The organism is Hydrocarboniphaga sp., from assembly GCF_028291725.1.
In the GTDB taxonomy this organism is placed as follows: Bacteria; Pseudomonadota; Gammaproteobacteria; order Nevskiales; family Nevskiaceae; genus Hydrocarboniphaga.
Window position 1 is genome coordinate 1 of record NZ_JAQGNT010000038.1, and the last position, 19,800, is coordinate 19,800.

18 protein-coding genes are annotated in these 19,800 nt (G+C 65.3%); 7 read left to right on the forward strand and 11 right to left on the reverse strand.

Translation table 11 applies throughout. From position 1 onward, the window contains the following. From hisF to tatC, 5 genes are all read left to right on the forward strand, one after another. On the forward strand, positions 1-681 hold a 681-nt coding region (gene hisF, locus JWQ90_RS09945; protein WP_299692918.1), incomplete at its 5' end, for an imidazole glycerol phosphate synthase subunit HisF. Positions 682-698: 17 nt separating this feature from the next. Beyond that, positions 699-1,037: a phosphoribosyl-ATP diphosphatase gene (locus JWQ90_RS09950; protein ID WP_366919488.1), complete on the forward strand. Its 339-nt coding sequence runs from the start codon at positions 699-701 to the stop codon at positions 1,035-1,037. 79 nt (positions 1,038-1,116) lie between these two features. Continuing rightward, on the forward strand, positions 1,117-1,359 hold the full coding sequence (gene tatA / locus JWQ90_RS09955) for a Sec-independent protein translocase subunit TatA (RefSeq protein WP_299692921.1): 243 nt from the start codon (positions 1,117-1,119) through the stop codon (positions 1,357-1,359). A gap of 25 nt (positions 1,360-1,384) precedes the next feature. Then, positions 1,385-1,822 carry a Sec-independent protein translocase protein TatB gene (tatB, locus tag JWQ90_RS09960; RefSeq protein ID WP_299692924.1) on the forward strand — a complete coding sequence of 146 codons (438 nt, stop codon included), beginning with the start codon at positions 1,385-1,387 and terminating at the stop codon, positions 1,820-1,822. Positions 1,823-1,832: 10 nt separating this feature from the next. Continuing rightward, complete coding sequence (tatC, locus tag JWQ90_RS09965; RefSeq protein WP_299692927.1) at positions 1,833-2,600, forward strand: twin-arginine translocase subunit TatC; 768 nt, start codon at positions 1,833-1,835, stop codon at positions 2,598-2,600. A 70-nt stretch (positions 2,601-2,670) separates the two neighbouring features. Here the strand turns inward: tatC and JWQ90_RS09970 are convergent, their stop codons facing one another. The 10 genes from JWQ90_RS09970 to JWQ90_RS10015 form a co-directional block, all read right to left on the reverse strand. Next, the gene (locus JWQ90_RS09970) at positions 2,671-3,759 is read right to left on the reverse strand and encodes a TraB/GumN family protein (RefSeq protein WP_299692930.1); all 1,089 of its coding nucleotides are present in this window, start codon (positions 3,757-3,759) and stop codon (positions 2,671-2,673) included. After that, the gene (ttcA, locus tag JWQ90_RS09975; RefSeq protein ID WP_366919489.1) at positions 3,743-4,591 is read right to left on the reverse strand and encodes a tRNA 2-thiocytidine(32) synthetase TtcA; all 849 of its coding nucleotides are present in this window, start codon (positions 4,589-4,591) and stop codon (positions 3,743-3,745) included. The genes JWQ90_RS09970 and ttcA overlap by 17 nt, the downstream gene beginning before the upstream one ends. 237 nt (positions 4,592-4,828) lie before the next feature. Next, a complete protein-coding gene (locus JWQ90_RS09980) occupies positions 4,829-6,637 on the reverse strand; it encodes an oligopeptide:H+ symporter (RefSeq protein WP_299692936.1) in 1,809 nt (602 codons plus the stop codon). 168 nt (positions 6,638-6,805) lie between these two features. Beyond that, the gene (locus tag JWQ90_RS09985; protein WP_366919490.1) at positions 6,806-7,081 is read right to left on the reverse strand and encodes a DUF167 domain-containing protein; all 276 of its coding nucleotides are present in this window, start codon (positions 7,079-7,081) and stop codon (positions 6,806-6,808) included. Positions 7,082-7,092: 11 nt separating this feature from the next. Beyond that, the gene (locus tag JWQ90_RS09990) at positions 7,093-8,559 is read right to left on the reverse strand and encodes a M20/M25/M40 family metallo-hydrolase (RefSeq protein WP_299692942.1); all 1,467 of its coding nucleotides are present in this window, start codon (positions 8,557-8,559) and stop codon (positions 7,093-7,095) included. A gap of 154 nt (positions 8,560-8,713) precedes the next feature. Beyond that, positions 8,714-9,046, reverse strand: coding sequence for a hypothetical protein (locus JWQ90_RS09995; RefSeq protein ID WP_299692944.1), 333 nt, complete (start codon positions 9,044-9,046; stop codon positions 8,714-8,716). A gap of 19 nt (positions 9,047-9,065) precedes the next feature. After that, positions 9,066-12,122 carry an efflux RND transporter permease subunit gene (locus JWQ90_RS10000; protein WP_299692946.1) on the reverse strand — a complete coding sequence of 1,019 codons (3,057 nt, stop codon included), beginning with the start codon at positions 12,120-12,122 and terminating at the stop codon, positions 9,066-9,068. Beyond that, positions 12,119-12,745, reverse strand: a complete 627-nt coding sequence (locus tag JWQ90_RS10005) for a phosphatase PAP2 family protein (protein WP_299692948.1) — start codon at positions 12,743-12,745, stop codon at positions 12,119-12,121. The genes JWQ90_RS10000 and JWQ90_RS10005 overlap by 4 nt, the downstream gene beginning before the upstream one ends. A gap of 433 nt (positions 12,746-13,178) precedes the next feature. Then, the gene (locus JWQ90_RS10010; RefSeq protein ID WP_299692951.1) at positions 13,179-16,436 is read right to left on the reverse strand and encodes an efflux RND transporter permease subunit; all 3,258 of its coding nucleotides are present in this window, start codon (positions 16,434-16,436) and stop codon (positions 13,179-13,181) included. 157 nt (positions 16,437-16,593) lie between these two features. Then, positions 16,594-17,691: an efflux RND transporter periplasmic adaptor subunit gene (locus tag JWQ90_RS10015; protein ID WP_299692954.1), complete on the reverse strand. Its 1,098-nt coding sequence runs from the start codon at positions 17,689-17,691 to the stop codon at positions 16,594-16,596. Positions 17,692-18,023: 332 nt separating this feature from the next. Between JWQ90_RS10015 and JWQ90_RS10020 the strand changes: the two genes are divergently transcribed. Further along, positions 18,024-18,506, forward strand: coding sequence for a peptidylprolyl isomerase (locus JWQ90_RS10020; protein ID WP_299692957.1), 483 nt, complete (start codon positions 18,024-18,026; stop codon positions 18,504-18,506). Positions 18,507-18,530: 24 nt separating this feature from the next. Then, the gene (locus tag JWQ90_RS10025) at positions 18,531-19,385 is read left to right on the forward strand and encodes a methyltransferase domain-containing protein (protein WP_299692960.1); all 855 of its coding nucleotides are present in this window, start codon (positions 18,531-18,533) and stop codon (positions 19,383-19,385) included. Between the two features lie 82 nt (positions 19,386-19,467). On the opposite strand, the gene JWQ90_RS10030 is transcribed toward JWQ90_RS10025, so the two are convergent. Beyond that, positions 19,468-19,656 (reverse strand): hypothetical protein, encoded by a 189-nt coding sequence (locus JWQ90_RS10030; protein ID WP_299692963.1) that lies wholly within the window; start codon positions 19,654-19,656, stop codon positions 19,468-19,470. Positions 19,657-19,800 lie beyond the last annotated feature (144 nt).

The following is a 19,800-nucleotide window of genomic DNA, read 5'->3' on the forward strand; positions in this document are numbered from 1 at the left end:
ATCGCGGCGCGCTACAACGCGCAGGGCGCCGACGAGCTCACCTTTCTGGACATCACCGCGACCAGCGACGGCCGCGACCTCATCCTGCCGATCATCGAGGCGGTGGCGTCGCAGGTATTCATTCCGCTGACGGTCGGTGGCGGCGTACGTACGGTTGACGATGTGCGCCGCCTGCTCAACGCGGGCGCGGATAGGATAGGCATCAACAGCGCGGCGGTGAGCAATCCGCAACTGGTGGAAGATGCGTCGCAAAAATACGGTTCGCAATGCATCGTGGTCGCTATCGACGCCAAGAAATCCGGCGACGGCAGGTGGGAAGTGTTTACGCATGGCGGCCGCAAACCGACCGGGCTGGATGTGGTCGAGTGGGCGCAAAAGATGGAACGCCTCGGCGCGGGTGAAATCCTGCTGACCAGCATGGATCGCGATGGCACCAAGGAAGGCTACGACCTCGACATCCTGAAAGCGATCAGCTCGGTGGTGACGGTGCCGGTAATCGCCTCGGGCGGCGTCGGCACGCTCGAGCATCTGTACGAAGGCTTCGATCGCGGCGGCGCCGATGCGGTGCTCGCGGCCAGCATCTTCCATTCCGGCACCTACTCGGTGTCCGACGCCAAAACCTATCTCGCCAGCCGCGGCATCCGCGTGCGCCAGTCCGAGATTCGCAGCGCCGTCATCTAGGCGTAGCATCATTGGCTATGGCCGCGACTCCCGATCTGTCCACCGTGCTCGACGAACTCTACGCGCTACTGCAGCAGCGCAAGTCCGCCGATCCGGCTTCGTCCTACGCGGCCTCGCTGTACGCCAAGGGCAGCGACGCGATCCTGAAGAAGCTCGGCGAGGAGGCCGTAGAAACCGTGATCGCCGCCAAGAACGAAGATCCCAAAGCGCTGGTCTATGAGCTGGCGGATCTCTGGTATCACACGCTGGTGCTGATGGCGCAGCGCAACATCGAGCCGCAGCAGATCGCCGCCGAGCTGGCGCGACGCGGCAGCCAGTCGGGTCTGGCGGAAAAAGCGTCCCGCACCGGACATTGACCGCTGGCGTCACCGGCTGCGCCGCTGCAATAGACTGTCCCCCTTCGGCCCGAAGAGGTCGACCATAGGAGTACGCATCATGGGTTCATTCAGTATCTGGCACTGGCTGATCGTGCTGGCCATCGTCGTGCTGGTTTTCGGCACCAAGAAGCTGCGCAATGTCGGCACCGATCTGGGCGGCGCGATCAAGAACTTCAAGTCGTCGATGAAGGAAGGCGAGACCGAGGGCGAGCGGCACAGCGCCGAGCTGATCGAGCAGCGCCAGCAGCATCGCGACGGGCAGCGCGCCACCAGCGAGCAGCAGGAAAAGGACAAGGTCTAGCAACGGCCAGGGTCCGGTTCGCCTCATGTTCGACATCAGCTTCTCCGAACTCGCGCTGTGTTTCATCGTCGCCCTGGTGGTGCTCGGTCCCGAGCGCCTGCCCAAGCTGGCGCGCACGCTCGGCCTGTGGAGCGGCAAGGCGCGCGCCTATATGCGCAACCTGACCAACGAGCTCGAGCGCGAGACCCAGATGGCCGACATCAAGAAGCAGTTCCAGGAAGCGCAGCAGGCGCTGCTGGACTCCAAGGCAGCCCTGGAGAAATCCACGCGCGCGCTGCACGATGACGTCAAGGAACGCATCCTGCCACCGGTCGAGGCGCCGCAGGCCGTAGTCGCAACCGACGTGGAAGTTCCGCCCGCCGTCGCCACGACCAAGCCCGAACCGGTATCTGGCGACGCGAAAGCCGCGGCCACGCCGGCGACGCGCGCGCCGCTGCCGCCATCCGAACAGCAGTACCCGTAAAGAACCCCTCTTGAGCACGACTCCGGACGCATCCAGCGAAGGCGAACTGCCGCTGATCGCACACCTGCTGGAGCTGCGCGCGCGGCTGATGCGCATCCTGATCGGCATCGCCATCGTGTTTGCGCCGATGGCCTACTACGGCAAGGAGATCTACGCCTACGTCGCCAAGCCGCTGCTGGCCCTGCTGCCGGCGGGCGCGACGATGATCGCCACCGAAGTCGCCTCGCCGTTCTTCGCACCGCTGAAACTCGCCGGCATTCTCGCCGCGGCGCTGTCGATGCCGTGGACGCTGTACCAGGTCTGGGCCTTTGTCGCCCCGGGCCTGTACAAGAACGAGCAGCGCTTCGTCGTGCCGCTGCTGGTGTCGAGCACCTTGCTGTTCTACGCCGGTATCGCCTTCGCGTACTTCCTGGTACTGCCGACGGTGTTCCACTTCATGGTCGGCATCGCACCGGTCGGCGTGTCGGTGATGACCGACATCAACAAGTACCTGGATTTCGTGCTCGCGATCTTCCTGGCCTTCGGCATCACCTTCGAGACGCCGGTCGCGATCGTGCTGCTGGTGCGCACCGGCTTCGTCACGCCGGCGCAGCTGCGTCAACATCGCCAGTACGTGCTGGTCGGCTGCTTCGTCGTCGCCGCGGTGCTGACACCGCCGGACGTGCTGTCGCAGCTGCTGCTGGCAGTGCCGAGCTATCTGCTGTACGAGGTCGGCATCATCGCCGCGTCCTGGGCCGCGCCGAAGCAATCGGCCGAAGAGATCGAAGCCGAGAAGTAAGTTGGGGTGAGCGTAGCGAACCCCAACGGGGCGCCGCGCAAATGTTGGGGTTCGCTACGCTCACCCCAACCTACTTCGTCGCTGTGCCCACCGGCAACAACAGCGGCTTCGGCGGCAAGCGAATCGGTGCTGCCTCGGTCGCGTTCACCGGTGTCACCGTCCAGCCGCGCGCGGCCAGCTGCGCCGGAAGGCCGTCGGGGCCGAGCAGGTGCGCCGCGCCGACGACGACCAGCAGCGGCTTGGATTCGCCGAACAGCGCCTCGAGCCGCGGCAGCCAGGCGCGGTTGCGCGCACCCAGAATGCGCTCGTAGGGGTCGGGATAGTCGCGCTTCATCTCGGTGACGCTGCGCTCCATCGCCGGCTGATCGTTGCTGCGCCACTGCCGCAGCAGTTCGGCTGGGTCGCCGGCGGGCTCGCCCATGCCCTGCAGCGTCGCCGCCAGAAACTGCGCCGACTGCGCGTCGTTCATCGTCGTGAAGATCGCCAGCTGCGTGCCAGGCTCCTCCAGCCAGCGCACGCTGCGCTCGTCGCGCAGCGCCGCGCGATAGAAATGCCGATCGAGGCCGAGCTCGCCGCTGACACCCTGTCCCTGCAGCCGGTAAAGCTCCAGGGACAGCGCGCAAAACCAGGCGCGAAACGGCTCGCAGGTGGCGACAGCCGCCGTCATCTGCAACTGCGCGCTGCGTTGCTGCAGCTGCTCGTACAGGGCCGGCTCGATGCTGGCTTTCAGGCCGGCCGGCGCGCGCGCCGCTTCCAGGAAGTTTTTCTGGAACTCGGGCTCCTCCAGCGCCGAAGGATCGGTCTCCAGGATCAGGCCCGTGGTTTCAGCGTAGGCCGCCTGCAGGCCGGAGGGCAGCGGATACGCCGATTCCGGTAGCAGATGCACCGAGCCGACCAGGCGGTGGATCACCGGCGCACGCGACGGATCGTCCGCGTTCTGCCTGTAGACCGTCCAGGTGAACGGCGCCGCGGGCACCATCACCGGCGCGGGCGTGACCGATGGAGCCGCTGCGGCAGGGGGAGTGGCGGCCGGCGGCGATGCCGGCGCCTCATCGGCGATCGCCGGAATCGCGGCCGCCCAGGCCAGCAACAGCGATGCCGCGCATCGCCTGATCACGGCGCCTGCCGAGCCCGACAGGCCGCTAGCGATTGGCAGCATCCGGCTCAGCATCGGCGTCCGGCATCAGCCAGTTGCCGATCAGGCGGTCGCGGTCGCCGCCCAGATTGGCGAAATCGAACAGCTCGCGATCGGCGAGCTGTGAGGGCGCGACGTTCGACAGCGCCTTGAAGATGATCTCGCTGCGGCCCGGATGCTCGGCCTCCCAGCTCTCCATCATCCGCCGCACCTGCTTGCGCTGCAGATGTTCCTGCGAGCCGCACAGATTGCAGGGAATAATCGGAAATTCGCGTTGTTTCGCATAGGCCGCGATATCGCTTTCGCGGCAGTAGGCCAGCGGCCGGATCACGATGTTGCGGCCGTCGTCGGCCAGCAGCTTGGGCGGCATCGCTTTGAGCGTGCCGCCGAAAAACAGGTTCAGGAAAAACGTCGCGAGAATGTCGTCGCGGTGATGGCCGAGCGCGAGCTTGGTGTAACCCTGCTGCTGAGCGTAGGCGTACAAAGCGCCGCGGCGCATCCGCGAACACAGCGAGCACAGCGTCTTGCCTTCCGGCACCACGCGCTTGACCACCGAATAAGTGTCCTGCTCGATGATGTGGAAGTCGACGCCGCGCGCGCGCAGGTATTCCGGCAGCACGGTTTCCGGGAAATCGGGCTGTTTCTGGTCGAGGTTGACCGCCGTGATCGAGAACTTAACCGGCGCTTTTTGCTGCAATTGCAGCAGCATTTCCAGCATCGTATAGCTGTCCTTGCCGCCGGACAGGCACACCATCACCCGATCGCCGTCGACGATCATGCGGTAGTCCTGGATCGCCTGGCCGACATTGCGCCGCAGCCGCTTGGCGAGCTTGTTGGACTCGTGCGCGCTGCGCAGCGCACGCGCGCCACCGGCAGGCGCGAAACGGACGGGGACTTCGACAGCGGATTCGGTCACGACGGGGAACACCACAGCAGGGGCGCCAGTTTAGCCGTTCTCGCCGGTTTGCCCCCTCGCCGGCCCCTTCGCCGGCAATTACCGAACCTGTAGGAGCGGGTCATACCCGCGACTGTGCCGTCGCAGCCTCAGTCGCGGGTATGACCCGCTCCTACAAAAGCAGGCGCATGCGAATGTTTACTCGTCCTCGCGCACGAAAGTGCGCTCCCTGAAACGCATCGCGAAGAAGATGAACAGCACCGCGGTCGCGCCCATCAGGCCGGCGAAGAACAGGAAGTACACCGGGCCGACCAGAGCATAAGTCGATACGTCGGCCTTGTCGGCGGCGAACACGCCGTTGCTAGTCACATCAAGGCGCTCGACCTTGTCGATCAGCCTGATGCGCTTGCCCGCCGGGTCGATCTCGCCGATCAGAAAGGTGCCGGCCAGCGGCGCCGCATTGCCGTCGATCTCGGTGATGCTGACGCCGTTGTCGCCGCCGAAATCGATCTTCTGGCCCAGCACGAAGCCGTCGACCGAGGCCATCGTCGCCCAGGTCTGCGCGCCGGTCTCGACCGACGACGCCTGCAGCGGCTCGACCATCAGATCGTTGACCGTCGCGGTCAGCGCGTTGCCGAGGCTGGTCGACACCAGGAACAGGCTCATGATGAAGCTCTTCATCACCGGCGGCGCCTGCTTGTAGCTGTATTCCAGGCAGGTGATCGACACCAGCACTTCGGCCGCGGTGAGCACGCCGTAGGCGCTGATCTGCCACCACAGGCTGACGACGTGGCCGGTCTGGATGCGCTGCTCGATCCACGCCACGATCAGGAACGAGCTGGCCGTGACGAAGAAGCCCATGCCGATCTTGCGCAGCGGCGTCACCGCGAAGAACTTGCCCATCAGCGGATAGATGCCGAAGGTGAAGATCGGGATCATGCCCAGCACATAGAAACCGTTCACGACCTGCAGCTGCGCCGGCAGCATTTCGTAGTTCACCAGGCTTGGGAACAGGCCGCCGAGAAAGCCGAACAGATGCTTGTCCATCAGGCCGGACTGCGCCTGCACGGTCCAGCTGTTGCCGTTGCTCTGGTCCCACAGCGCCCAGAAGAAGGCGACGAACAGGAACAGGAACGACAGGCGGATGACGATGCTCAGGTGCTCGCCGGTGAAGGATCGTTCCAGCCAGGCCAGCAGCTCTTTCGGCAAGGCCTTGCCGACCGGCGTCTTCAGGCACACCGCGGCCGACAGCGCCAGCATCGCCAGCATCATCAGCAGCGCGAACAGGAAGTTGGTCGCCAGGAAGATGGCCGCCGAAATCGCCAGCAGCACCAGGAAGTAGGCGATGAAACCCAGCGGCGCCAGGCCCGGCCTGGCCATCGCCGCCGGCACGATCGCGAACCGCGAGCGGCCGAGCCAGAACACCAGCGTCGCCAGCGCCATCATCAAGGCCGGCATGCCGAAAGCGAAGCGCGGGCCGTAGTCCGGATCGCTGAGCAGCTGCGGGCAGAAGTAGATCGAGATCGACGAGCCAAGGTTGATCGAGAAGTAGAAGTAGCTGAACGCGCGCTCGATCAGGTGCTGGTTGGCCGAGGTGAACTGGTCACCGACATTGGTCGACACGCAGGGCTTGATGCCGCCGGTGCCGAAGGCCATCAGGAACATACCGACGATCAGCATCGCCGGCGTGCTGCCCAGCGCCAGCGTGGTGCAGCCGATCACGTAGACGATCGAGAAATAGATGATCGTGCGGAACTTGGCCAGGAAGATGTCCGAGACCATCGCGCCGAGCAGCGGGAACAGGTACGCCGCGCTCTTGAACATCGCCTGCCAGCCCTGCGCCTTGGCGTCGCCAAAGTGCAGGAACTGGATCATGTACTGCACCAGGATCGCGTTGACGCCGTAGAAGCAGAACCGCTCCGCGAACTCGTTGACGACGATGAAGGGGATGCCGGACGGCATCTTGTCGGAGCGCGCAGGGGCTGCCGCGGCGGTGGCGCTGGTCATGGTCGGGAGGGCTCCAAAATGAGAACGCCGCGTGGGCGCGGCGGATGGCGAGAGTCTAGCCAAGTGCGGCACCGAACGCGCCGGGGGTTTTTCCTCAGGAACCGTAGGTTGGGGTGAGCGCAGCGAACCCCAACACTCGTCGCGGAACAATGTTGGGGTTCGCTGCGCTCACCCCAACCTACGGGCCAGCGCGATACGCAGCATGGCATCGTCCATACCGGTGATCTCCACGATCTTGTCCTGCGAGGTCTCGCCACGCAGCACGCGGATCGAACCGCGCGGCAGCCCCAGCGATTCGGCGAGCAGCTCGATGACGGCCTGGCTGGCCTTGCCGCGTTCGGGAGCGGCGGTTACCGAGATTTTCAGGGTATCGCCGCGCCAGCCGGTCAGCGCATCCCGCGAGGCCTTGGGCGATACCTTCAGCGCGAGCCGCGCCGTGGTCACCGGCGTCGCCTTCACTGCGCCGCGGTCGATTCGCGCATCAGCTGCGCGTAGAACTGGATCATCTTCAGATAGTCGGCAACCGCGATGCGCTCGTCGATGCCGTGGATGCGGCTTTCGTCTTCCTCGCCGTAAGGCATCGGCGAGAAGTTGTAGCCCTGCGCGCGTACCTGCGCGTAGTGCCGGTTATCGGTGGCGCCGAGCACGATGCCGCTGGTGACCAGCGCCTCCGGGAATACTTCGTTGATTGCACGCTCGATCTGCCTGAACGGCGGCGCGCTCGCATCCGAGGCCGGCGGCGCTTCATGGTTGAAGTCGGCGATCGGTTCGATCGAGATGCCGTCGTCGCCGATGGTGTCGCGCACATGCTGCAGCACGTGCGCGATCGAATCCCCCGGCAACAGGCGGAAGTTGACGATCACTTCGCCGCTGGCCGGTAGCACGTTGTCCTTGACGCCGGCGTTGAACATCGTCGTCGCGGTGGTGGTGCGGATCAGCGCATTGGTCGTGCGCGAAGCCTGCAGCGCGCGCAGCAGCACCGGCGACAGCCAGTCGCGATTCGCGACCAGCACGCGCGTCGGCAGATTCATATCCGGCGCCAGGCGCGCCAGCATCGCATCGACCGGTGCAATCAGCCGCGGCGGCATCGGCTGATCTTCGAGCCGGGTCACCGCGCGCGCGAGACGGCCGACGACGCCGTGCGGCGGCGGGGTCGATGAGTGCCCGCCATCGGCGATCAGCTTCATTCGGATCGACAGATAGCCTTTCTCGCCGGCCATCACCGATGCGACCGGCCGCGCTATGCCCGGCACCAGGCCGTGAGTAACCGCGCCGCCTTCGTCGAGCGTGTAGGCGGCCTTGATCTCGCGATGCGCGAGCAGCGCGGCGATCGCAGTGGCGCCGCGTTCGCCGCTGATTTCCTCGTCCTGGCCGAACGCGAACATCAACGTGCGCTCGGGCTGATAGCCGAGCTGCAGCAGTGCTTCGGCGGCTTCGAGTATCGCCAGCAGGCTGTTCTTGTCGTCGAGCGCGCCTCGGCCCCAGACGAAACCGTCGGCGATCACGCCGTCGAAAGGCGGATGCGTCCAGCCCGCGGCGACGGCCGGCACCACGTCCATATGCGCGGCGAGCAGCACCGGCGGCAGCTCGGACTTCGACCCGGCCCAGGTGTAGAGCAGGCTGTATTCACTGACGCGGTCCAGCGTCAGGTGCTCGTGCACCAGCGGAAAGCGCGTGCGCAGGAATTCCAGAAAGCCGGTGAAGGCGACGCGCTCGTCGTCGGGCTCGCCGGATTGCGCGACCGTCGCAAAGCGGATGCCCTGTGCGAGCCGATCCGCGGCAGCCGCGCGATCGACTGCGATCAGCGGCGCGCTGGCGGTGATCACCGTGCGCGGCGGCAATTGCGCGGTGCGCCAGGCGGCGAAGCCGACGATGCCGAGCAGGGTGAGCAAGACCAGCGCGAGCAACAGCTTTTTCAGCATGGGATGACCTGGGGTTCGCGCCGAAGCGCGGGCGCAACTGTAAATCTAACCGACGCGCGCCCTACCAGGTAGGTTGGGGTGAGCGCAGCGAACCCCAACGATCACCCGCGCAATGTTGGGGTTCGCGTTGCTCACCCCAACCTACGTCAGCTACCTACGCCAGCAGGCCACCGATCAGCGCGCCGATCACCAGCGTGCCCGCGCCGATGATCGCGAACATCACCGTGCCCAGGGCGATCAGCGCCGCCAGCCACGGAATGCCGATCAGCAGCTGCGCCAGCACCAGCAGCGCGACGCCCAGCACCAGGCTGGGCAGGATCGATGCGAGGAACGCACGGCCGACGCTGCCGGCAATTTTGCCGCCGACGATGCCGGCGATCAGGCTGCCGATGCCCGGCAGCCAGAACAGCAGCAGCGACAGGATCAGCATCCAGAACGCGCCCCAGAAAACGCTGCCTTCGTCCTTCAATTGCATTGACTCCTGCATCGTATGAGCTCCTGTGGGTTCAAGCTTCGCGCGGCGACAGTCTGCCGCCGCGGGCACGCGTGACGACGCGGCTGCCCCAGATGCGCAGATCGTCGAGCATGCAGTAAATGCTCGGCAGCGCGCCGAGGCTGACCAGGGTCGAGAACACCAGGCCGCCGATGATCGCGCGCGCCATCGGGTAGTAGGCGGGACCGTCGCCGCCGACCGAGGTATCGCCGAGCGCCAGCGGCACCATGCCCAGCGTGGCCGTGGACACGGTCATCAGGATCGGCCGCAGGCGGTCCTTGGACCCGAGCACCACCGCCTCCTCGCGGCCCATGCCGGATGCGCGCAGCTGGTTGACGTGATCCACCAGCACGATGCCGTTGTTGACGACCACGCCCATCAGGATCAGCAGGCCGATCATCGCCATGAACGAGAACGTCGTGTGCGTGGCCAGAAAGAACCAGAACACGCCGACGAACGAGAAGAAAATGCCGGTGATGATCGCGCTCGGCGCGAGCGTGGATTCGAACAGCGCCGCCATCACGATGTAGATCAGCACGATCGCCAGCACCATGTTCACGACCATGCTCTGCATGCTGTCGGCTTCGTCGTCGAAAGCCTGGCTGTAGCCCCAGCTGTAACCGGACGGGAACTGCAGATCGTTGAGCACCGCTTCGACTTTCTTCTTCGCATCCTCGCTGGTCACGCCCTCCAGGGTTCCGAACTGCACTTTCAGCGAGGCCATGCGGTTTTCGCGGGTGATGTTGCCGGGGGTTTCGCCAACGTCGACCTGCGCGACCGAACCCAGCGTGATGCGCTGGCCGTCAGCGCGGATGATCGGCATCGCCAGGATCGCATCGAAGTCGGCGCGGTCTTCCTTGCGGAACTCGACCAGCGTATCGACCTCGCCGGTGCCAGTGCGGTAGGGGCGCAGCTGTGTACCGCGCATCGCCGCCGCGACCGCATCGGCCACCTGCTGGCTGGACAGTCCGTTCTGGCGCGCGCGATCGCGATCGATGCGAATGCGCACTTCCTGGTCCTCGGCCTCGGCGATCACGCGCACGTCGGTCAGACCGGTGACGCGGCGCAGCACGTCGACGACATCGTCGGCGACCTTGCGCAGATGCTCGGCGGATTCGCCGTAGACGCGCACGCCGAGTTTCTCCGGCGAGCCGCTGCGGTTCTGGTCGAAGCTCGGCGCGCCGATCGCCAGCTTCGGCCAGTTCTTGCGGATGTCGTCCATCATGTCGCCGTTGCCGCGCGTGCGGTGCTCCTTGTCCGGCATGATCAGCGTGGTCTGCGCCTCGCCGACGTTGAAATAGCTGTAGACCGAATCGAAACCCAGCTCTTTCTGGTGCGCGAACAGATAGGTCTCCATGGTGGTCACCGCTTCCTCGACCTTGTCGAGACGATAAACGCCATTGAGGTTGTAGTTCATCGTCACGCGCTTGCCGTCTTCCTGCGGGAAGAAGTCCATCTTGACGAACTTGGCCGGGATCGCCGTCGAGGCGAGCACCAGCAAAATGATCAGCGAAGTCCAGCCGCGATGGTGCAAGGTCCAGCTCAAAGTCCGCATATAGAACGCCGACAGCGGCACCAGAAACGGCGCGCCGACATGCGCGTCGCCGCTGACCATGCGCGTGGTCAGCTGCGGGATCAGCGTCACCGCGACCAGCAGGGACGCCCCCAGCGACAAGGTGATGGTGAACGCGACGTGGCTCATGAACACAGTCAGATCGTTCTGCGCGCCGAACAGGTTCGGTAAAAACACAATGGCGGTGCTGAGCGTGCCGGCGACCACCGCCATGCTGACCTTGCGCACGCCGGCCAGTGTGGCCTGCGCCGGATCGCCGGTCTTGGCGCGCTCGGTGAAAATGCTTTCGGTGACGACCACCGCGTTGTCGACCAGCATGCCGACCGCGAGCATCAGGCCCATCAGGGTCAGGATGTTCAGCGAGAAGCCGAGAAAGTACATCGCCGCCAGGGTCATGCACAGCGACAGCGGCACCGACAGCGTGACGATCAAAGTCATCTTGATGTCGCGCAGGAACAGCCACAGCACTGCCACCGACAGCAGGGCGCCGATACCGCCGGCCTCGAGCAACGAGGTCAGCGAACTCTTCACGTCCTGCGCCGAATCCTGCATCACGAACAGCCGGATACCAGTCATCTCCGGCAGTTTTTTCACGTTCTCGATTTCGGCCTTAACGCGGTCGCCGACTTCGACCAGGTTCGACCCGGTCTCCTTGAACACATTGATGCCGATCGCGAACTTGCGGTTCAGATGGCGGCCGTAAGTCAGCTCGGGATCGGTGTAGGCGATATCGGCGATGTCGTGCAGCTTCAGGCCCTTGCCGTCGATGACGATGTTGCCGATCTGCTCCAGCGAAGTGAACTCGCCTTCGGGCCGCACCGTGTAGCGCATCCGCGCATCGGTGAGCTGGCCCGCCGACAGCGCGAAGTTGGCCTTCTGCAGCTGCGTACCGAGCTTGGAGATATCGACGCCATGGCTGGCGATGCGATCCGCGGCCAGCGAAATGCGCACCTGCTTTTCTTCGACACCGTAAAGCTCGACCTTGGATACGCCGGTGATGCGCTCGAGCCGCCGTTTCAGATTGCGGTCGAGCATGTCATGCGCGCCCGACAGATCGCGGTCCGCCGAAATGCGCAGCTGCAGCATCGGCTGATCGCTGCCGGAGAATTTCAGGATCTGGATGCGGTCCAGATCCGGCGGCAGGTTTTCGCGGATCGCGTCGATCTTGTCGCGCGCCTCCACGCCTTTGACCGCCAGATCCGAGCCCCAGTCGAACTGCAGTTCCATCTCGACGCCGTTGTCCTTGGACTTGGACTGGATCTTCTTCAGGCCCACCAGGGTCGCGATCGCTTCCTCGACCGGCCGCGTGATGCGGCGCTCGACTTCTTCCGGCGTCGAATTTCGGTAGGGAATGTTGACGACCATGAACGGGAATTCGATGTCCGGCAGCGACTCGAGCGGCAATCGCTGCCCGGCGATCAGGCCGATCAGGGTCACGCAGACGAAGAACATCGCGACCGACACCGGGCGCTTCATCGACAGTGCGGTGATATTCATGCGCGAGGCTCCGCAAAGCTCACACCGAGAACGCGGCCGAGCAGGATCGTGAACAGCAGCGCGATCAGCGTGGACGCGGCGACATCGCCGAGATAGTGATCGCCTTCGGCAACGCGCGCCAGCGCGCAGATCGCCGCCAGCGCCAGCAGCGGCCAGCGCCAGCGCGGCAACAGCAGCGCCGGAGGCAACAGCAGGCCCATGTAGACCGCGGTATGGCCGGACGGAAACGACTCATGGCCGGCGACGAAGAAATCGTTCAGCGTCGGCTGGGCGACATAGTCGTGGGGACGCACGCGCTCGAACACGCCCTTGAGCCAGGTCACGCTGAAGCGCGTCGCCAGCAGCACCGCGGCGGTAAGCCAGAACGGCCGCGCCCACGCCAGCCCACCGCGCCACGCGAGCAGCGCGCCGATGATCGCGATCGCCAGCGGATGCGCCCACTTCGGCAGCGCGGGCTGCACGATGCGCGTCATCGTGTCGGTGAAGCCGCGGGCCGGCGCGACCAGCGCGGCTGCGTGTTCGTGCAGGAACATCGCCAGCGGACGGTCCAGCCATAGCGCGCAAAGCAGCACGACGCCGAACAGCGCAGCACTGTCGATCAGCAAGGAACGAAGCGATGGCACAACCGCGCTCATGCCGTCCCCTCTGCCGGCAGAGGGTAGCCCACCCACCGGCCAGACCCTCTCCCGGCGCTCCGCGCCACCCTCTCCATGAACCAGCCTCGCCTCGCAAACGACGTAGGTCGGCAATCCTTTGCCGACGTGTGCGCCCTGATCCCTTGAGCACGTCGGCAAAGGATTGCCGACCTACCTTCGTCGGGTTCAGGGTCCGTGAGCCGATCCGCAAGGAACACGGGGCTACCCAGGAACCTCTCCCTCCCCCGCTTGCGGGGGAGGGCCGGGGTGGGGGCGGAAGTCGCGGCGCTGTCGTCGCGCCCCCATCCCAACCTTCCCCCGCACGCGGGGGAAGGAGCTGGCCGGTTCCGGGCATCAAGCCGGCTGCTATGAAGCTGCGGAGGTCTCTCCCGGGAGAGCGGTAAAGCGGGGCAATTCGCGCTCACTTGCGCACGTCCGGCCGCCGATCCAGCAGCGTGTACATCACCGGGATCACCAGCAAGGTCAGGAAGGTCGACACGGTCAGGCCGCCGATCACGGTGATCGCCATCGGCCGCTGCACTTCGCCGCCGGCGCCCATGCCGATCGCGATCGGTAGCAGGCCGAGCACCGCGGTCGCGGTGGTCATCAGGATCGGCCGCAGGCGCGTGCGGCCTCCGGCCAGGATCGCGTCGTACTTGCTCATGCCCTCGTCGCGTTTGCGGTTGACCAGGTCGATCAGCACGATGCCGTTTTTCACGACGATACCGGCGAGGATGATCATGCCGATCAGCGCGACCACGTTGATGATCGAGCCGGTGATATACAGCGCGCCGATCGCGCCGATCGCGGCCAGCGGGATCGTGAACAGGATGACGAAGGGATGCACCAGCGATTCGAACTGCGAGGCCATCACCAGGTAGACCAGGAACACCGCCAGCGCCAGCGCAAACTGCAGCGACTTGAAGGATACCTCCATCTCCTCGCTCTGGCCGGCGACGAAGGCATTCATGTTCTGCGGCATCGCCACCGAGCCGACGATGTGGTTGAGCTCGATCACCGCCTCGGACAGATCGCCGCCCTCGGCGAGCTGCGCCGACACCACGACGACGCGCGACTGGCTGATGCGGCGGATCTCGCTGGGGCCGCTGCGCAGCCGCACGTCGGCGACGGATTCCAAGGTGACCGGCCGCGCCGCATCGGGGTTGATCACCAGGCGGCGCACATCGTCGACGCTGGAGCGATCGTTCTCGGAACCGCGCACCAGCACGTCGATCTCGCGATCGTTCAGCCGATAGCGGGTGGCGACATCACCCTGCACCGAGTTCACCACGCGCGTCGCCAGATCCGCGGTATCCAGCCCCAATTTGGCAGCGCGCTCCTGGTTGAACAGGATCTGGATCTCCGGGTGCCCCGGCGCCTGCGTGCTTTCGATCTCGGTGAAGCGTCCGGAGGCGCGCATCTTGTTGCGGATCGCTTCGGAAACCCGCACCAGGTTGTCGAGATCGTAGCCGGAGATCTCGACTTCCAGCGGCGCTTTCAAGGTGAACAAGGTCGGCCGCGTGTAGCGGTAGGTCAGCCCCGGAATCGCTTCGAGCGGCTTCTGCAGCTGCCCGATCACATCGGTCTCGTGCTCGTAGGCGCCGGCTTTCAGGCCGAGATTCAGCACGCCGTGATTTTCGCCGCCTTCGTCGGCCGACACGTCGAGGCGGTTGCCCTGGCCGGCGATGGAGAAGTTGGACGCCAGCCACTGCTTGCTGACTTCGCTCTGGTCGAGATCGCGCGACAGATCGCGCAGCACCGCGTCGGTACGCGCCAGCGGCGTGCCCGGCGGCAGTTCGATCTCGGCGCGCAGCTCGCCCTGGTTGAACGGCGGGATCAGCTCGACGCCGATCCGCGTCAGCAGCCACAGGCTCGCGGCGAACAGCGCCAGCGCGGTACCGAGCACGATGCTGCGGTTGCGCAGCGCCCAGCCCAGCGTGCGCTCGTAGCCGGCCTCGAAGCGATCGAACATCGCCTGGAAGACGCGCGACAGCGGACGGAAAATCAGGCCGAGCACGAAGCCGATGCCACGCAGCACGCGCACGATCAGCCACAGCACGCCGAACGGCGCCTGCTCGAACACGCCGTAACGCACACTCGATGCGCCGCGGCGCAAGCGCCCGGCCTCGCGGTGGATCGGCTCGGCTTGCGGCGGCGGCGTCCTGTTGCCGCCGCGCGCGGCCAGCATCGGGATCAGCGTGAACGACACGATCAGCGAAAAGATCAGCGCGCCGGTGACGACCAGTGCCTGGTCCGAGAACAGCTGGCCGGCGATGCCCTGAACGAACACCATCGGGAAGAACACCGCGACCGTGGTCAGCGTCGAGGCGATGACCGCGGCGCCGACTTCGGATGCGCCCGCCACTGCGGCATCGGCCGGGGCCATGCCCAACTCGCGCTTGCGCATGATGTTTTCGAGCACCACGATCGCGTCGTCGACGACCAGGCCGATCGCCAGCGCGATACCGCCGAGGCTCATGATGTTCAGCGACAGATGCGCGCCGTACATCACGTTGAACGTCGCGATCACCGACACCGGGATCGAGATCGAAATCACCGCGGTGATCCAGGCACTGCCGAGAAACAGATAGACGATCAGCACCGCGAGCACGCCGCCGATGATCGCGGCGTCGCGCACCTCGCTGATTGCGCTCTCGATGAAGACGCTCTGGTCGTACAGCGGCTTGAGTTCGACGTCGGCCGGCAGCGATTTCTTCATCGTCTCGAGCCGCTTGTTGACGATCTGCGCGGTCTCGACGGTATTGCCGTCGCCTTCCTTGTAGATGTCGATCTCGACGGCTTCGGCGCCGCCGATGCGGATCACCGCCTCGCGCTCCTTGTAGCCGCTGCGCACTTCGGCGACGTCGCGCAGGTAGATTGGCTGCAGGATCGTCTGTGATGGGCCGGTGGACGTCGGCTTCGATGCCAGGATCACGTTGCGCATCTGGTCCAGATCGATGAACTGGTTCAGGGTGCGCACCAGGTAGCGGCTCGCACCCTGCTCGACGCGGCCGCCCGACAGGTTCACGTTCTCGGCTTTCAGGCGCGTGCCGATCGCCTCCAGCGTCAGCCCCTGCTGCGCGAGCTTGTGCAGATCGACCAGCACCTGCACCTCGTCTTCCAGTCCGCCGGAGATTTTCACCGCGGCGACGCCGCCGACCGCTTCCAGCGGTTTCTGGATCAGGTCTTCGGCAATGCGGCGCAGGCGCTTGAGGCTGACTTCCTCGGAAGTATTACGCGCATGCTCGTCTGTCTTCAGCGCCAGGCCCATGCGCAGGATCGGGTCGGAGGACGGATCGAAGCGCAGCACCACCGGGCGCTTGGATTCCTTGGGCAGCTCCAGCGTGTCGAGCTTCTCGCGCACGTCGAGCACCGCGTAGTCCATCTTCGTGCCCCAGTTGAATTCCAGGGTCACGTCGCTGGTGCCGGCACGCGAAGTCGAGGTCACACGGCGCACGTTCTTGATCACGCCGACGACTTCCTCGATCGGCTTGCTCAGCAGGGTTTCGATCTCGGTCGGCGCGGCGCCTTCCAGCTCGGTGCGCACGGTCAGGGTCGGGTACGACAGGTTGGGCAGCAGCGTGACCGGCAGCCGCGACAGCGACACCAGGCCAAACAGCAGCACCGCGAGCGTGAACATCACGACGGCGACCGGGCGCCGGGTTACGAAGGCCAGCACGTGAATTCCTAGTGTCGAATGCTGCTGGTCTCCTTCCCCCGCGAGCGGGGGAAGGCCGGGATGGGGGCGGATGGATAGAGCAGCTCCGCGACGAATGCCCCCACCCTGGCCCTCCCCCGCGAGCGGGGGAGGGAATGGTTAACGCTGAAATTCATCATCAACCCGCCTTCGGTGCAGGCTGAGCGGCCGTCGCCACCGGCGCGCCCGGTTTCAGCGGCTGCACGGTCTCGACCTTGGCGTCGTCCTTGAGGCTGGACTGCCCGGTGGTGACGACGAAGTCCCCCGCCTTCAGGCCCTCGACGACTTCGAAATGGTCGGCGTCGCCGTAGCCGGTCTTGATCAGCCGGCGATGCGCGCGGCCCTCGGCGACCACGTAGACCGATTCGGCCGCGTCTTCGACCAGCACCGCATCGCGCGGCACCAGCAGCGCCGCGTCGCGGCGGTCGTACAGGATCTCGGCGCGCGCGAACATGCCCGGCCGCAATTCCGACTGCTTGGCGTCGATGCTCACCGTGACCTTGACCGTGCCCGAACTCGCGTCGACCACCGGGTTGATCAGCGTGACGACGCCGCCGAAGCTCTTGTCCGGCCAGGCGTCGACCGACAGGTTCACATGATGCTCGGCCTTGAGCTTGTAGATGTCGCGCTCCGGCACGTAGATCGCGGCGCGCAGGCGGTCGAGCTGGGTGACGCGGAACGCCTGGGCACCGGCCAAAATCTGGTTGCCGCGCTTGATGTAGCGCGCGCTGACCACGCCGTCGAACGGCGCGCGGATCTCGGATTCCTTCAGCGCCAGCGCAGCCAGATCGGCCGCGGCGCGGCTGGCGGCGAGGTCGTACTGGGTTTTGTCGTAGGCCTCGCGCGACACCAGGTTGCGCTGGTAGACCGACTTCAGACGGGTGAAGTCCTGCTCCAGCCGGTCGACGTCGGCCTGGGAGCGGGCCAGCTCGAAGCGCAGCTTGTCGGTCTCCAACCGGGCCAGCACCTGCCCGGATTTGACCCGGTCGCCTTCCTCGACCAGCACCTGCTCGATCACGCCGCCCTGCTTGGCCATCACCGTGGCCTCGTTCTCGGCCTCCAGCGTCGCGGTGCCGCGGTAGGCGGCGTCGATCGGGCCGGTGACGACCTTGGCAGTCTCCACCGGGATCGACGGCTCTTCCTTTTTCTCTTCTTCTTTCTTGCCGCCGCAGGCGGTCAGCAGCAGCAGGCCGAGCAGCGCCGGCACGACAGCGGAGCGCTGCAGGGTTCGTTTCATGGTCATGTTCGGATAAGAGGTCGAGGTCTGAGGCAGGCATTCCACGCAGTGTGCCAAGCCATTGGCGCACACAAGTGGCTGAAAATTCGGGATTTTAAAAATGGAACGCGAGGGAGCGCGCGAAACCGGGCGCGCAAACAGCGAGCTATCGGCGAAATACGCCATTTTGTGATTCACGCAATCTCCCCCACGGAGTCATCAGCGAGCGTCCGGTGCTCTTCCGGCTCTTGGACGCAGCAAACCCGTTTTGGGTTGCATCGGCCGGCAAAAGCCGTCGATGGGCTACCATAGTAACCCGCTTCATTCTCCCTCTCTCCGCCGAGCTCTTGATCATGCAGATTGCTGACCGCTGCGCCGTCTCGTTCCATTACACCCTCAAAAACGACGCTGGCGAGGTGCTCGACTCCTCGGAAGGTTCGACGCCGCTGGCGTATCTGCATGGCCAGGGCAACATCGTGCCGGGCCTGGAGAGCGCGCTGGCCGGCAAGAGCGCCGGCGACAAGCTCAGCGTCAAGGTTTCCGCGGCCGAAGGCTACGGCGAGCGCGATGCGCGCCTGGTTCAGGACGTGCCGCGCCGCGCGTTCCAGGGCATCAAGGACATCAAGCCGGGCATGAGCTTCACCGCCGACGGTCCCCAGGGTCCGAGCCGCGTCACCGTGACCCGCGTCGCCGGCGACATGGTCACCGTCGACGGCAACCATCCGCTGGCCGGTGAAAACCTGAACTTCGACGTCGAGATCACCGACGTCCGCGAGGCCAGCGCCGAAGAACTCGAGCATGGTCATGTGCACGGCGCAGGCGGCCATCATCACTAGGCTGTACCTGCGGGAAGCTCGCTGATGCTGCGTCTGATCTGGTCAGCGGCTGCTCGCCCGGTCGCAGCCGCCGTTGTGGCGGCCACCACGCTGATGGCCGGCTGCGCGTCGCCGCCGCCACCGGTCGAAGCGCCACAGCCGATCACCCTGGAACAGGCGATCGCAGCGCCTTACCGCGCCGCCAACCAGGCTCGCGACATATACCGCCATCCGCAGCAGACGCTGGAATTCTTCGGCGTCGAAGACGACATGACGGTGGTCGAGATCTGGCCTGGCAGCGGCTGGTATACCGAGATCCTGGCGCCATTCCTGCGCGCGCGCGGCCACTATGTGGCCGCGCAGTTTCCGGATGTGGCCAGTTCGCCGGCTTATCAGAAAAAAACACTCGCCAATTACAAAAGTGCGCTCGCCGGCAGCCCGCAGCTGTTCGACCACGTGCGCCTCAGCGCAATCGGCAAACCGAACTTCTATCAGCCGGTGCCGCCGGACAGCGCCGACATGGTGCTGAGCTTCCGCAACGTGCATAACTGGCTCACTGATGACAACGAGCGCGAGATGTTCGCGGCGTTCTATCGCGTGCTGAAACCGGGCGGCGTGCTCGGCATCGTCGAGCACCGAGGCTTCGACGACACCACCCGCCAAGACTCGATCCGCACCGGCTACGTCAGCCAGGAATACGTCGTGCAGCTCGCCGAGGACGCCGGCTTCACCTGGGTCGCCTGGGAAGAGATCAACGCCAATCCCAAAGACACCAAGGACTATCCGGGCGGCGTGTGGACGCTGCCGCCGACACTGAGGCTCGGCGAGCAGGACCGCGCGAAGTATCTGGCGATCGGCGAATCCGACCGGATGACGCTGAAGTTCGTCAAAAAGCCCTGAACTCTCACTCTGCTTGAGCTTGTGCGGCTGTACCGCTCGACGCAAGCGCCGGCAGAATCACCGAGAACATTGAGGAAAATGCTCACTTCATGCACCCAAAGACAGCTGCGCTCGTTGCACTTGAGCCGGCGACGTAAGCTAGCGCATCGCCCGCACCGTGACTGAAATCGCCACCGGCCAGGTCCACGCCCAGATCGTGGCTGCGGTCCTTGAACTGGTTCTTCAGCAGGTCCGTCGATTGGTCCGGCGCGTAGTCGGTGTCAACAGTCAATCAATTGTGTCTGACCTGAATGTCACTTACTTAAGCGCAAGCCATTGATCATATGAAAGAAGCTGGCGACCGGGCAAACTGTTGGTCCGACCCGAACAGCGGCCATTTTTTGGCCGCCAGCCCCTCATGCACAGTACGCACAGA

What these genes read in the sequence shown, in the direction of transcription:
- JWQ90_RS09950 (WP_366919488.1), top strand. Translation starts at nt 699, where the DNA reads ATGGCCGCGACTCCCGATCTGTCCACCGTGCTCGACGAACTCTACGCG.
- JWQ90_RS09990 (WP_299692942.1), bottom strand. Translation starts at nt 8,559, where the DNA reads ATGCTGAAAAAGCTGTTGCTCGCGCTGGTCTTGCTCACCCTGCTCGGC.
- JWQ90_RS09980 (WP_299692936.1), bottom strand. Translation starts at nt 6,637, where the DNA reads ATGACCAGCGCCACCGCCGCGGCAGCCCCTGCGCGCTCCGACAAGATG.
- JWQ90_RS10000 (WP_299692946.1), bottom strand. Translation starts at nt 12,122, where the DNA reads ATGAATATCACCGCACTGTCGATGAAGCGCCCGGTGTCGGTCGCGATG.
- JWQ90_RS10020 (WP_299692957.1), top strand. Translation starts at nt 18,024, where the DNA reads ATGCAGATTGCTGACCGCTGCGCCGTCTCGTTCCATTACACCCTCAAA.
- tatB (WP_299692924.1), top strand. Translation starts at nt 1,385, where the DNA reads ATGTTCGACATCAGCTTCTCCGAACTCGCGCTGTGTTTCATCGTCGCC.
- JWQ90_RS09995 (WP_299692944.1), bottom strand. Translation starts at nt 9,046, where the DNA reads ATGCAGGAGTCAATGCAATTGAAGGACGAAGGCAGCGTTTTCTGGGGC.
- tatA (WP_299692921.1), top strand. Translation starts at nt 1,117, where the DNA reads ATGGGTTCATTCAGTATCTGGCACTGGCTGATCGTGCTGGCCATCGTC.
- JWQ90_RS10025 (WP_299692960.1), top strand. Translation starts at nt 18,531, where the DNA reads ATGCTGCGTCTGATCTGGTCAGCGGCTGCTCGCCCGGTCGCAGCCGCC.
- JWQ90_RS10015 (WP_299692954.1), bottom strand. Translation starts at nt 17,691, where the DNA reads ATGAAACGAACCCTGCAGCGCTCCGCTGTCGTGCCGGCGCTGCTCGGC.
- JWQ90_RS09970 (WP_299692930.1), bottom strand. Translation starts at nt 3,759, where the DNA reads ATGCTGCCAATCGCTAGCGGCCTGTCGGGCTCGGCAGGCGCCGTGATC.